Genomic DNA, 13132 nt, shown 5'->3' with positions numbered 1-13132 from the left:
GAAATTCGTTAGCGTTGAGTGGGATAGACGGCGATGTATACATAGCCGCAACTGCCAAGGGTGTCGGCTTCGCAGGTGAAATCATTGTGGTACAGGGTGACACAGTGGGCATGGCGAGGATTCATTTCACCAGTAGTCAGCATCGATTCCATCTGGCTGATAAAATGCGGGAATACCACATCCAACTTAAGACATTCTGCTTCGCTGAACTTACCGGTGATACTGGCCCGGTCAGCTAAATAATGCAGCCGGTTCCCCTCCTGTACCAGACGGGCTCCCAGGCGTGGCGTGATATCCCGCTGCAGGCCCAATGTGATGTTGCTCATTGATAACCTCCTTTATTGTCAGTTCAGGGTAATACTCATCAGGCAGGCATACGGCCCGTAGCGGTCCTGGCGGCGTTCGGCGTATACCGCCAGCACACCGGGAACATCCGGGATGTCTTTACCGAAGTAATGACGAATGCTGCCATGCCACTGGTATTTGCCGGTGCAGTAACGAAAGATTCGGGACTGTGGATGCTGGTGGTGAAGTCGCATGGCATCAGATTTACTGATTATTTTCATGAGGCTTCCTCACAGCAGACCGTGTTCTGCGAACGAATAGATTTGCCTGCCACCAATAATCAGATGGTCAGGGACGCGGATATCCACCAGCTGAAGCACCTGCACCAGTCGCTGCGTGAGGGCTTTATCGGCCTGGCTGGGTGTCGTCTCGCCGGAAGGATGGTTATGGGCCAGTATCACTGCTGCCGCGTTAAAGTACAGGGCACGTTTAACCACCTCCCGGGGATGCACCTCGGTGCGGTTAATCGTGCCGGTAAAGAGCGTCTCATGGGCAATCAGCTGATTCTGGTTGTCCAGATACAACACCCGGAACTCTTCCCGCTCAAGCGCGGCCATATGCAGTCGCAGCCATTCACGGACGGCGTGTGTGGAGGTGAAGGCCACCCCGGGCTCATGCAGATGTCTGTCCAGAACCCTGAGTGCCCGCTGGATGAGACGCCGGTCCTGTGGCGTTATCTCGCCGGGTAAAAAGGAAAGCTGTTTCATTCGTTGTTCCTCCGGTCAGTCAATGATGCGCAGAATGGCGTGGGCTTCTGGATGCTGCAGGGCGTAGTCCCGCAGACGGTAATAGTGCGCGGTCATCGCGTCACACTCTGTACGGCAGGCGTGATGGCTGTATTCAATCAGGCAGACGGCAATACCTGCGGCTTCTGCGCTCATTTCCACGCCATTACCGTTCAAATTATTGAACAGACTCCATGTCTCATTGCGGTCAGCATCGGGTGCCATAAAGGCCCCGCCGTTGCTCAGCGTGTAAAACTGCCAGATGCCACCGCTGTAATCCGCGCAGAAGCGGTTCATCCAGGCGAAGATGCGGGGCTCCAGGGTTATCCACTGCGGAATAGTGCCGAAGTGCTGCGGCCAGAAGCTGATACGCATTCCATCAGGCATCACAGTGGCATGAAGTAATTTATCTCCGGTCGGCTCTTTCTGGCTGTGATTATGATGATCATTGTGTTTTGACGTTGTGTCGTTATACATAGTGATTTTCCTTTCGGTTATTACAGTCGCAGATATGCCGCAGGCGGGTTTCCTGTCAGGGCTTACAATGCGGTATATGAGAAATTCCCGCGAACGGGATATGGATTTGGAGAGAATGGAGAGCGTAAAGTCAGGCTATCTGGCCCCAAGTACCGGTGTGTTTTTTTGCCTGCAGCTGACTGAACAGAACGAGCATGTTCTCCGTCATCAACCACAGTGCACTATTGAGCTTCACATCCCCGTCGATACGCCAGCGTGACGTTACGATAAAGTGTTTATCCACCGATAAGGGGCGATCATCGGCTCGTACTGCTTAGGGTGTGAGGTATCGAAGTCAGCAATTGCTCAAAGGCCTGAGAGCAGCCAGATTTTTGCATACGGAGATCTCTGCGTGAAAAATAAAAAACCTCGCAACCAATAATGGATGCGAGGGATTCACAGAGATAATATCTATATGAAATAATTTATAATTCAAGCAGATAACTTAAAGCTGTAGTTGCGTCAATTATAAATTTCAGATCGTGGGTGACTGGCAGCCATGTGCCAGAAGCGGACACTGTTCACAATATCGAGTTAATCATTGGATATGTTGATCGCTCCCATTGAAAAATTTCACATTATCCAATATATCAATGTTGAGGCTTCCCTCTTACACCTCTAAAGGATAACTATCATGGGTCTTAAACCTGGTCCAAAACCAATTGCTAAATCGACAGGAAAACCGGATCAACGTCGACGTGATAATAAAGATACTCCTGGTAATACCCCGGGACTAAAGCCTAGTAAATCTACAGGGAAATAAAAAATTCAGGGTATATATGTCTTATTTATACCCTGATTACATATCCAGATTACTAAAGATGTTTCTGCAACCAGATGCGCGTACCTTCTGTTTCATACGCCTTTGCACCATAACCTTTCGCAAGAAGGGACTCTGGTAAATACTCGTCATATTTATCTAAGTACTTTTCTGGAACATCTGTGGCAAGATCAAATGCAGATGGCAAGCCTGACAACAGCATTTCTTTGAGCGCGTGCTGAACGGAAGCTACACTGGAGTTATCGATTTCTATAACGCCAGCAAATGAATTTGCTTTAAAACCACAACGTATGAGCAAGGCTGTAATCGTATTGACAACTTTATCCCCCATCCAGGGTATTACGTAACAGTGTTGTCCACTCGTAATAAAACACTCATTTTGAAGTTTAAAACGCTGAAAGTTACTACAGCCTTCCGCAAATAGGTTTCTGGCGGCAGTATCGGCATAATCTACTTTCTTGCTACCTATTGCTATGCGGTAATCACCTTCCCTATAGATAGCGAGCATTTCCTGACGAACGGCATCATGAACAGACATACCTCCCCCACTAAATTGTGGTGGCTGACCGCCTTTGGTTGCCTCTACATAGATAACTTTTTTCTCTGTCTCGATCTCTGTCACTTTCCAGCGCCGCCCACCGAAGATGATGTGTTGGTCTGGTAGCAGTGGGGAGTCCACAGGCACTGTTCCAAGGATTCTGTTTCCGGTGATAATGCGGAACTCTTCTGGTGTATTGAACACGGCATAAAAAGTATAATGGTTAGTCAGTTTCTCCCCCTCTGCCCCAACAACCATTTCGCCGCTAGCAAGTTGAGTGAGTAGGCCACATGCTCCCATATGTTTAAGCAGGCTTTTGAAATCGTTTAAATCTACATTTCTGAACGGCCCTGTCTGGCATAGTTGTGACCAGAGCTGGTCGGCACGAACTCCACCCCATTGTGCGGTAATTGCAAGAATCTGGTGTAGCAGCGTGGAGTAATGCATCTGCCGGGAATCGGCAGGCTCAAACCATTGTTTAGAGATCATCAACCTGATCATTGCCATCGACTGCACCAACTGGAGTCGTAGGTGATCAACGATACTGCTACTCACAGTAAGCTCATTTTCTGTAATTAGCATTCTGAGTACTGACGGGGAATCGCGTCGCCCAGAACGCCCCATTCGCTGGCGCAAACTGGAAACAGAATGCGGAGGCGTAACTTGGATAACCGACTTAACCTTACCGATATCAATTCCCAACTCAAGCGTCATTGTACAAACAGCTGTTGTGGGCAAATTTCCTTTCTGAAGACGAGATTCAAGCACCTCACGTAATTCCTTGGCAAGGGAACCATGGTGGGGGAAAAATTCATTCGGAACAATTTGTTCCTCACACATGTCGCTCAGCGTTGCCGCAATGCTTTCAGTGCGTTTTCGGCTGTTTGCAAAGACCAAATGAGAATCGCCACGGCAAAGTCTAAAAATGTCAGCGCAAACGTCATGTTCAGCTGAACTCTGAAGTTCTTCCTCATTTTGGATCACTCGCTCCAGGTACCCTTTGACCTGTACCTGAAGAGTGGCCATGCTATTACTATCTGTAACAGTTACGCAGGGGAGTCGTTTGTCCGGGCGCAACATTTCGGGCACTTTCTCCAGTTCCCCCAGCGTGGCACTCAACGCAACGCGGGGAATTGGATTTACCTGGCATCCTAGCACATGGTCAATTCTATTGAGCAGAGAAAGCAGCTGTACACCACGCTCTGAACCAATAAAAGCATGAAACTCATCAATAACGATGTATGCGACTGAAGAAAACGCCTGTTTGAGCCAGCCCATTGAATTTATGAGCAAAGACTCAAGTGACTCAGGTGTAATCAGTAAAATGCCAGCAGGGTTCGTCCGAGCCTTCTTCTTTTTGCTTTGTGGTACATCCCCGTGCCAGGGAGTCACTGGCATTTCCAATGCATCTCCAAGGCTCCCAAGACGACGGTACTGATCGTTAATCAATGCCTTCAACGGACTGATATAGACGATGCCAAATCCATTCGTGAGATCTGCAACTGCCGAACAGGCAGGAAGAAAGAAAGCCTCTGTTTTACCCGCTGCTGTACCTGCACTGATTAGCACGTCTCGATCACGGGCTAAAATTGCCGGGATAGAACTCTCCTGCAAGGGCCTTAATGTCGACCACCCCTGCTTGTAAACCCACTTACGGACGCGGGGATCGAGGCTATCGTAGGCACTGCTCATAGTTTGAAGTTCGCCAGTCCGTCGTCGTCATCGCTTTCCTCCGTAGTGGTGTCATCCATATCGCTGGGCCGGTCCTCTTCAATCGCCACACCCTCGATTAGTGTTTGCCAGTTCATCGTTCTGTTTTGTTCCAGCACGGCCAGCATGTCCAGGAAACCTTTTATGGTATTACGGGGGGTACGGAAGTAAGCGTCTCCAATGGTTTTACTACAGTGATGCAGGAATCCAGTCAGTGCCTCATCTGGTACCAGATAATTCTCTGGATCTCCACCGGCATAAACATGACGAAGATTTCTCAGCAAAATATACAGTTCCTCAGGGGTGAGGCTGGCAAGATGCAAAGTGGGGGATGAGTAGTCAATCACTCCTGCTTTTTGCGCGAACCGGTTTTCCGCCAGACGCGACTGGAGCGCCTCATAGCTGTAAAGACCTTTACGCGGATCGAAAAGAAACTCTGGCGTACCCCCGAGGATAAAACCAATGTTCTCGGCTGAGCCTTGCAGGCAGTCATTCAGGATCCGCAAAATCTGTTCGTAGTTCGCTGTTCTTGCTTGCGTATTATTCAGCTTAAAGAGGTTCACCATTTCGTCGAGGCTGACCAAAAGACCGGCATAGCCTGCCTGGCGGACAAAAAGGCTCATCAGCTTCAAAGAATCATAGAATGATGCGTCTGAGATAATAGTCCGAACGTCGAGATCGTTACGGGCATCAGTTTTGGTGGTGTACTCTCCCCGCAACCAGCGAATAGCATTGGATTTTAGCGTTTCGTTATCCTGCTCATGCCCGCGCCAGAATGCATCAATGACCTTCGCAAAGTCATATCCACCCACCATATCTGACAGAGCTGCCAGGCGTTTATGAATAACTGATGAAACCTCGGAGCCGTCCGTGTCCGCTTCCTTTCTTGCCTCCGTAACGAATCTTTCAACAACGCTAAGTAACGCATTACCATCCGGCTTGTTTCTGGTGGACATGTTTTTCATAAGCTCAGAATAGAGATTACGAGCCTGACCTCCCGATGAGTGAATGCGTCTGTCAGGAGAAAGGTCTGCACTGACTGACACCAGCTTCTTCTCTAGCGCAATAGAGCGCACAACACTCAGAAAGAACGTTTTACCAGAACCATATTCACCGATGATAAGTCTGAAGCTTGCACCACCGTCAGCAGTCCTCTCAATATCCTGGTGGAGAGCGGTGATCTCATTCACGCGGCCAACCTGGATATGCTGAATGCCTATCCTTGGCGTTACACCTGACTTAAGTGACTGAATAATAGCGTCACGTTCTTTCACTCTTATACGTGTTACAGACATTCACTATCCCTCTAATTCTTTGGCAATTTCCAGGTCAACCCAGATATCATCATCGGCATCGTCCAGTACTGGAGCATCAACCACCGCATAGGACCAGTCATTGATCACCTCAAGCGCACCGCCGAGCATCAAATTCAAATTTCCGCACAATTCTGTCGCCTCTTTTCGGGACCACTGTTCTTTCTCCAGCAAACTGCGATAAAGCTGGCTATGTGCGGAGTCAAGCCCCCCCGCCTCCGTTGATGAGGCTGGAGCGCTTTCTGGCTCTTCCGGTTCTTCTTCGGTGAAAATTGTGTTCAGCAATTTACGAACATCATCCGTGGCAGATTCGTGGCGGGCAAGTACATTAGCATCCAGTGTGAACCCTGCTGCTGGCTGATCAGTTGGTACAGACGAGACGAGATCATGTTCAGTTGCGGAATGCTGATGGATATTGCTCGAGACAGATGAGGGATCCAGCCCCAAACTTGAATAAATCTTCTCAAGCTGTTTGATTTCGGCAGGCGCTATTGTCCCATCCGAACAGGCAACACTAACGATAACCTTACCCACAGCAGCTTTTTCCGCGGCCCCCATCAACTCAATCCTACTTTTTATTCCTGTCATATTGGCTGGGGTATGAAGTTGCCACGTTAAATACGCATGTAGAGAGCGTTTTTCATCATCGGTGAAGCCAGGATTGTTGTTGATGGCATTCTCAAGCACTTTCTGTTCAGCTTGATCAAGAGAATCGTCAATCAAGGCGACCATCGCCCCTAATCTGAGCGTCATTACGGCTGAGATAAATTCAGGAGAAGGTGAGAAGCGTCCACCTTCGGCGGCAGGGAATAGAACAAGTGTCCCATCAACATCCGCCTTCACATGGTGATAATACGGGTCAGGTGCCAGACCGTAACCCATCTTCAGAGCAAAGGCCTGCATCAAATCGGCCTCTTTTTTATTGATCTTATTGGGGCAACTGGCATTCATATGTGCCCAAAAGTCAGCAACTGAGACTAACCCCTCCTTGACGAGGATCGCCTCATCAGCCCAGCGTTTGAATGAGCTTAATATTTTTTCTGCGCTTTCATTAACGATCTCTGAAGGGAGCAGCATAATTGCAGCCGTATCATTGACTGACGTACCTTTCCTACCAAGGTAGCGACTATAAGCATCAAGTTCATCTGTACATATATCGGCAAGAGCCATAATTTTCTGGACAGGGCTCTTCAACGCACTTGGATCAGGCAGGTCGGGAACAGGAAGTCGAACACCTCGCAAACTAGGACTTGCTGGTGTGTAATCTAACCTTAGGCGCGTTTTATTCGCCTTAACGACCATCCCTTCACCATATTTGAGGGTGTAACGCCGTTTGAAAAGCGCAGCAAACTCTTTAGCACAGCGGCGAGCCGGGGTACGCAGCGAATACTCGGTGTAGTTTATTACCCAGTTCAACGCCAGTTCAGCTGATACAGGAACTCCTTCATGTACAGTTTTTGCCAGAGCCAGCTTAAATTGCATGCTGTTGCTGAAACCTGAATTGCTATCGAGCTCAGTGGCTAAGCCCATGTTCGGGCGCAGAATAGACATGGCTTCGAGTAATTGGGTCGAATATCCACGGAAGGAGCGGTTCTCAATGAATACCGATCTTAACCGAGCGACTTCATTGAACAGATTACGGAACTCAGCATCAGGGAATTTTGGGTCAGTGGAATCTACGAGCGCTTTTCTTTCCAGGCCGTAGAGGTAGATAAAAACATAGCCGATAGGACACGATGGATCAGACCTATCGCTGGCAAGCCAACTGACATACGCACCGCGTGCTTCTGGGGAAAGAGAGGAAAAACTGGGCCAGTATCCTAATGAACTGTCCTCGTAAAGATAAGAAGTAGGTTTTATCTTACATGTGTCATCAATTAATGATGCCTCACTTCCATCGTCATAATAGCCGCCTGATTCCTGACCGGAGGGCTTCATACGTTGCCCCACGTAAATGTGGCCACCGCTAATTGCTACACCAGCTACAGTTATCATCTCACCCGGAAGTACCCATCGAGCTAGTGCACCTGCTGACTTTGAGGTGTTGCGGTAATGATTGGTTGTCACCCGAAGTTCAACACCCCGGCCACCGCTCAATGTAAAAGTTGCAAGGTTATCGTCTTCACTATCATCGTTTCGCACAACCGCCTCTTTTTTCTTGATGTCAGCGAGCCATTCTTTTGGCGGTGCTTTCACGGGGTCTGAAGCATAAGACTTTGGAGATTTACGTTTTTTCTTTCTAAAAAACAACAAGTAAATGACAAAAATCGCCGCCAAAAACTTCAATAACTCCATGATATATAACCTTAAAATCATTCTTCACGCATATTTACAAGCAGTGATGAAGGCAGGGCAAGTGGATTAATCTCAAAATAATACTTCTAAATTGCGAGGGTTAAAAGCAAATCACAATTAAAATTAACCCAATGATTTAAATGATAAAAATCATTTAATAATGTGTTTAACCAGCAGTGAAATCTTAAGGTGTTAAAACCTGTTAGGCCATTCGTCTCTAAATGATGTTGTACTACTGCTACGTTAACATGCGAGCAAATGTACTGCGGATGCACATCTGACCACTGTATGATGATACTTACCTATTCGCTGAGAATGTCGGCAACTTTATGGCAGGGAAGCTTTTAGAGACTATACCGTCTCGAATTTCCGTTTATCGCTCTCAGCAGACCTTCAGCATCCTAAGCTTGTCTGCTGTGGGCCAGGAGCGGTCATTTATACGTAGTAGCTCAATGACTGCTTCGTACATAAAGCTGTCATTGGACTTTCTGACCTTACAAGGTAATCTGGCTTGCAAGGAAGCCGACCTTGCGGGACCGGTATAACGCACTGTTATATGCTATAGGAGGGCTAGTGGAAACGACAGACATTGTTCGAAAACTTTTTGACGGTGTTGTTCCTGAGAGAGCATCAGAGATTGAATCTATCGCTAACGATTATGATGCCCAGTTCCGACTGATTGCTGACCGCGAAGGATTTAACTTAGATGCTGGAGGGTTCTCCGCAATCCAGTACACCAGCAGATCAATGCGTCAAATGTGGCTTTTCGGTTATGCGGGAAGGCAGGCGTTACATTGTTATTCTTCGTTGATCGTATTGTTCAAATCATTCGGTACCACTCTCGACATAAACGAAATCAACAAGATTCCAGATCAGGCAGCAGAAGATGAAGCCTTCAAGTCGATACTTGATGCAGTGAAAGACCTGAGCACTGCATTTCATGAAGACGACTTTGAATGGCCAGTGGCTATTCCTGATCCTGAGAAGGGTAGGCCGTCAGATTCAGAGCGCGCTGCAGTATATGATCTCACGTGCATGGCTACGGCATATGTATTTTTACATGAACTGAAGCACGTAATTTTCTCAGCTGAAGGAAATGCACCGGAAGACCCGAAGGACGAAGAATATCTGTGTGATCAGTTCGCTAAAGATATGATGATATCCAAGATCGATCAGTACGCCGCAAGCAGTGGGTATCCCCCGGAAAAGGTTAGGATGAAGCGTATGATGGGGATCGCTCTAGCATCCGCCTTTATCCTTTTCGCAACAGGAAGAAACCGCCTCGCGGGTTCAGAGACTCATCCTCCCATTTACGGGCGTTGGTCGGCGACTGTGCAAGATGTCAATTTACCGGAAGATGACTGGTTCTGGCTGTATTTTTCCTCATTCGCCCTTGCGTTGCTGAAATATCATTCAATAACCATTCAGCCGAAGATCGTAAAGGATTATAAATCGCTATGCTTTGACCTAATCGCAGATCTTGAAAATGGCATATAACAAGGTAATCAAATTCGGTCGCCGGACGCTCATTCCTCGCGCCGTTTATTGCGGGAGTTACTGAGCGGCAGCTTCTGGCACAAAAATGAAATAGAATCTTCTATCATTGAATGACCGCTCTTTGTCTGAAGCAGACCTTATTGACCTTGATTTCTGTCCGCTCTGTGCTGTGAGTTCAACGGGTCAAAGCTCATTCTTATAATGTAAATAATACCGGTCGGGACATTTCAGGCTATGGGTAAAAGAAAACCCCGGCAGCCAGGAGGTTGTCGGGGTTGGTTTGTGGGAGAAAATGCGGGTATCAGTCGTTACCACACTCTCCGGGAGTGGGCAGGACCTTCGCTGCATTCGTCGAGTCAGCACTGAAAGAGCCCGCTTTGCGGTCATTGACGTAGACCTCAAACTGTCGGGCTTTGCGGATATCGCTGATGAAGTCATACCAGGCGTTATCCCCATTTCGCCAGCCTAGTCTGGACGGAATAACGTACTGCTGGTGATTCATTACCACGGTGATCGTGGTGCCGTCATCGTGCGAACTGACCATCCTGTTATCCGTCTGGGTCAGAAAAACAGAATGCTGGTAGAAACCGTTCTGGTCCGGATTTCCCGTGCAATTGATGGTAAACATTTTCCCACTGGCATCCGTCACGTTGTATTCCGTATTGCCCTGGCCATAGCCCTGCTGCCAGAGTCCAGGAACCGCAGAGGCTGTAAAACTGGTAAACAGTGAACATGCCAGTACAAACCGGCTTAGTGAACCTATTGTCATTTCTGTCTCCTTTATCGTTGTTTTTTATTCGTGGTTCTCAGGGTTTGAGGGTATCAGCAGCCGACCCATCAGTTTTCCGTCATGGGAGTACTCAAAGTATTTTTCCTTCGTATACCGGTCCGTAACCTCGTGGTATTCCAGTTTGATATTGTCGGCAATACAAAGCGCATTCATCAGCGGCTGGACGGTTTTTTCGTAAGCGTCGTCTCAGCACCGTCTGGCAGATCCTGAAATTCCTGAGAGGATAATGGACACCAAATATGGTGGACGCTATCCATGAAATCATTAACCGCAGTGCGTAAAAAAAGCCCTAATTATCCCGTTGAGTTCAAAATCAAAATGGTTGAACTCTCGCATCGACCAGAGATCTCCGTAGCGCAACTCGCTCGTGAGCATGGGATCAACGATAATTTGCTGTTCAAGTGGCGCCAGTACTGGCGCGAAGGAAAACTACGTCCTCCTTCAACAACAGAAAACAACGTGCCTGAGCTGCTCCCGATAACACTTGATGCCGAAGATGTTGTCCCTGCAACCTCCCCCCGGTCACAACCTGTAGCTGCTGCGGCACCTGAATCACTCAATATCAGCTGTGAAGTGACGTTCCGGCACGGATCACTCCGTCTGAATGGTGCCATCAGCGAAAATATCCTGAACCTGCTGATACGGGAGCTCAAACGTTGATCCCATTACCATCAGGGACAAAGATCTGGCTGGTCGCTGGCATCACCGATATGAGAAACGGCTTCAACGGCCTGGCGGCAAAGGTGCAGACGATGCTGAAAGACGATCCGATGTCAGGTCACGTTTTTATCTTCCGTGGGCGTAATGGCAGTCAGGTAAAGCTCCTCTGGTCTACCGGCGATGGACTGTGTCTGCTGACCAAACGGCTGGAGCGCGGCCGCTTCGCCTGGCCGTCAGCCCGGGATGGCAAAGTGTTCCTCACACCGGCACAGCTGGCGATGCTCCTTGAAGGTATCGACTGGCGGCAGCCTAAAAGACTGCTTACGTCACTGACTATGTTGTAGGCCTCTTTATCCTGGTCGACGCTGAATGAGCCTGGTAATATACCCGGTATGAACAGCTTACTTCCTGACGATATCGATGAACTGAAACGTCTCCTTGCCGAACAGGAGGCGCTGAACCGTGCCCTTCTGGAAAAGCTGAACGAGCGTGAACGCGAAATAGATCACCTGCAGGCGCAACTGGATAAGCTGCGCCGGATGAACTTCGGCAGCCGCTCCGAAAAAGTCTCCCGCCGTATCGCGAAGATGGAAGCCGACCTTAAGCAGTTGCAGAAAGAAAGCGATACCCTTACCGGCCGGGTGGATGACCCGGCCGTGCAGCGCCCGCTGCGGCAGACCCGTACCCGCAAACCGTTCCCTGAATCACTTCCCCGTGACGAAAAACGGCTGCTGCCGGCAGCGTCATGCTGCCCGGAATGTGGTGGTGCGCTGAGTTACCTGGGTGAAGATGCCGCCGAACAGCTGGAGCTGATGCGCAGCGCCTTCCGGGTTATCCGGACAGTACGTGAAAAGCATGCCTGTACTCAGTGCGATGCCATCGTGCAGGCCCCCGCGCCTTCACGGCCCATCGAGCGGGGTATCGCAGGACCGGGGCTGCTGGCCCGCGTGCTGAGTTCAAAGTATGCAGAGCACACCCCGCTGTACCGCCAGTCTGAAATATACGGCCGCCAGGGTGTGGAGCTGAGCCGCTCACTGCTGTCGGGCTGGGTGGATGCGTGTTGCCGACTACTGTCACCGCTGGAAGGGGCGCTTCAGGACTATGTGCTGACTGACGGTAAGCTCCATGCTGATGACACGCCTGTCCCGGTGCTGTTGCCAGGTAATAAGAAAACGAAGACCGGGCGGTTGTGGACGTACGTTCGTGACGACCGTAACGCCGGGTCAGAGCTGGCGCCGGCAGTGTGGTTCGCTTACAGCCCGGACAGAAAAGGTATCCACCCGCAGAGCCATCTCGCTGGCTTCAGCGGTGTTCTGCAGGCGGATGCGTACGCCGGGTTCAACGAACTGTACCGCAATGGACAGATAACGGAAGCTGCCTGCTGGGCTCATGCCCGCCGCAAGATCCACGATGTGCACGTTCGCACCCCGTCAGCGCTGACGGAGGAAGCCCTGAAACGGATCGGTGAGTTATATGCCATCGAGGCGGAAATAAGGGGGATGCCGGCGAAGCGACGCCTTGCAGAACGTCAGCAAAAAGCTAAACCGCGGCTGAAATCCCTGGAAAGCTGGCTGCGTGAAAAGGTGAAAACGCTGTCGCGACACTCAGAACTGGCGAAAGCGTTCACGTACGTACTGAACCAGTGGCCGGCGCTGGCTTACTATACTGACGACGGCTGGGCCGAGGCAGATAACAACATAGCTGAGAATGCGCTACGGATGGTCAGCCTGGGCCGCAAAAACTACCTGTTCTTCGGTTCGGATCATGGAGGAGAGCGGGGAGCGCTGCTGTACAGCCTGATCGGGACATGCAAACTGAACGGAGTGGAGCCAGAAAGCTACCTTCGCCATGTGCTTGATGTTATAGCTGACTGGCCGATAAACCGGGTCAGCGAACTACTCCCCTGGCGCGTAGCACTGCCAACTGAATAACACATCCCCGTCAATACGGTTCTCGCTGCAC

The 13132-nt window shown here is 49.6% G+C and carries 12 protein-coding genes and 1 pseudogene; 4 read left to right on the top strand and 9 right to left on the bottom strand.

Features of this window, described 5'->3' with window-relative positions:
- Positions 1-8: 8 nt before the first annotated feature.
- From HV345_RS03420 to HV345_RS03390, 7 genes are all read right to left on the bottom strand, one after another.
- Positions 9-326 (bottom strand): type IV toxin-antitoxin system YeeU family antitoxin, encoded by a 318-nt coding sequence (locus HV345_RS03420; RefSeq protein WP_035893676.1) that lies wholly within the window; start codon positions 324-326, stop codon positions 9-11.
- Positions 327-344: 18 nt separating this feature from the next.
- The gene (locus tag HV345_RS03415) at positions 345-566 is read right to left on the bottom strand and encodes a DUF987 domain-containing protein (RefSeq protein ID WP_015063035.1); all 222 of its coding nucleotides are present in this window, start codon (positions 564-566) and stop codon (positions 345-347) included.
- Between the two features lie 9 nt (positions 567-575).
- Entirely contained in the window at positions 576-1052 is a 477-nt protein-coding gene (locus tag HV345_RS03410) for a RadC family protein (RefSeq protein ID WP_015063036.1), read from the bottom strand.
- A 15-nt stretch (positions 1053-1067) separates the two neighbouring features.
- Positions 1068-1547 carry an antirestriction protein gene (locus HV345_RS03405; protein WP_015063037.1) on the bottom strand — a complete coding sequence of 160 codons (480 nt, stop codon included), beginning with the start codon at positions 1545-1547 and terminating at the stop codon, positions 1068-1070.
- An 854-nt stretch (positions 1548-2401) separates the two neighbouring features.
- Positions 2402-4597, bottom strand: a complete 2196-nt coding sequence (locus HV345_RS03400) for a DEAD/DEAH box helicase (protein WP_035893672.1) — start codon at positions 4595-4597, stop codon at positions 2402-2404.
- Complete coding sequence (locus HV345_RS03395; protein ID WP_015063045.1) at positions 4594-5910, bottom strand: ATP-binding protein; 1317 nt, start codon at positions 5908-5910, stop codon at positions 4594-4596. Before HV345_RS03395 ends, HV345_RS03400 begins: the two co-directional genes overlap by 4 nt.
- A gap of 3 nt (positions 5911-5913) precedes the next feature.
- Positions 5914-8223 (bottom strand): TerB N-terminal domain-containing protein, encoded by a 2310-nt coding sequence (locus HV345_RS03390; RefSeq protein WP_035893670.1) that lies wholly within the window; start codon positions 8221-8223, stop codon positions 5914-5916.
- 573 nt (positions 8224-8796) lie between these two features.
- On the opposite strand from HV345_RS03390, the gene HV345_RS03385 reads away from it, so the two are divergent.
- Positions 8797-9720 (top strand): phage exclusion protein Lit family protein, encoded by a 924-nt coding sequence (locus HV345_RS03385; RefSeq protein ID WP_227745126.1) that lies wholly within the window; start codon positions 8797-8799, stop codon positions 9718-9720.
- Between the two features lie 301 nt (positions 9721-10021).
- On the opposite strand, the gene HV345_RS03380 is transcribed toward HV345_RS03385, so the two are convergent.
- The gene (locus tag HV345_RS03380) at positions 10022-10489 is read right to left on the bottom strand and encodes a hypothetical protein (RefSeq protein WP_015063048.1); all 468 of its coding nucleotides are present in this window, start codon (positions 10487-10489) and stop codon (positions 10022-10024) included.
- A 24-nt stretch (positions 10490-10513) separates the two neighbouring features.
- Positions 10514-10693, bottom strand: a pseudogene (locus HV345_RS26330) (YfjS/YafY family lipoprotein); the annotation flags it as partial.
- Between the two features lie 72 nt (positions 10694-10765).
- On the opposite strand from HV345_RS26330, the gene HV345_RS03375 reads away from it, so the two are divergent.
- The 3 genes from HV345_RS03375 to HV345_RS03365 are packed head-to-tail and all read left to right on the top strand — an operon-like array spanning position 10766 to position 13101.
- A complete protein-coding gene (locus tag HV345_RS03375; RefSeq protein WP_003031976.1) occupies positions 10766-11170 on the top strand; it encodes a transposase in 405 nt (134 codons plus the stop codon).
- A complete protein-coding gene (tnpB, locus tag HV345_RS03370) occupies positions 11167-11514 on the top strand; it encodes an IS66 family insertion sequence element accessory protein TnpB (RefSeq protein WP_021563201.1) in 348 nt (115 codons plus the stop codon). The genes HV345_RS03375 and tnpB overlap by 4 nt, the downstream gene beginning before the upstream one ends.
- Before the next feature lie 48 nt (positions 11515-11562).
- Positions 11563-13101 carry an IS66-like element ISKpn24 family transposase gene (locus tag HV345_RS03365; RefSeq protein WP_004201219.1) on the top strand — a complete coding sequence of 513 codons (1539 nt, stop codon included), beginning with the start codon at positions 11563-11565 and terminating at the stop codon, positions 13099-13101.
- Positions 13102-13132 lie beyond the last annotated feature (31 nt).

This window comes from Citrobacter sp. RHBSTW-00986, from assembly GCF_013783065.1.
Lineage (GTDB): Bacteria > Pseudomonadota > Gammaproteobacteria > Enterobacterales > Enterobacteriaceae > Citrobacter > Citrobacter braakii.
This window is presented reverse-complemented; position numbering and strand designations above follow the sequence as displayed.

Excerpts from the sequence above, each read along its gene's own strand:
- HV345_RS03420 (WP_035893676.1), bottom strand. The coding sequence starts at position 326 with ATGAGCAACATCACATTGGGCCTGCAGCGGGATATCACGCCACGCCTG.
- HV345_RS03415 (WP_015063035.1), bottom strand. The coding sequence starts at position 566 with ATGAAAATAATCAGTAAATCTGATGCCATGCGACTTCACCACCAGCAT.
- HV345_RS03410 (WP_015063036.1), bottom strand. The coding sequence starts at position 1,052 with ATGAAACAGCTTTCCTTTTTACCCGGCGAGATAACGCCACAGGACCGG.
- HV345_RS03405 (WP_015063037.1), bottom strand. The coding sequence starts at position 1,547 with ATGTATAACGACACAACGTCAAAACACAATGATCATCATAATCACAGC.
- HV345_RS03400 (WP_035893672.1), bottom strand. The coding sequence starts at position 4,597 with ATGAGCAGTGCCTACGATAGCCTCGATCCCCGCGTCCGTAAGTGGGTT.
- HV345_RS03395 (WP_015063045.1), bottom strand. The coding sequence starts at position 5,910 with ATGTCTGTAACACGTATAAGAGTGAAAGAACGTGACGCTATTATTCAG.
- HV345_RS03390 (WP_035893670.1), bottom strand. The coding sequence starts at position 8,223 with ATGGAGTTATTGAAGTTTTTGGCGGCGATTTTTGTCATTTACTTGTTG.
- HV345_RS03380 (WP_015063048.1), bottom strand. The coding sequence starts at position 10,489 with ATGACAATAGGTTCACTAAGCCGGTTTGTACTGGCATGTTCACTGTTT.
- HV345_RS03375 (WP_003031976.1), top strand. The coding sequence starts at position 10,766 with ATGAAATCATTAACCGCAGTGCGTAAAAAAAGCCCTAATTATCCCGTT.
- HV345_RS03365 (WP_004201219.1), top strand. The coding sequence starts at position 11,563 with ATGAACAGCTTACTTCCTGACGATATCGATGAACTGAAACGTCTCCTT.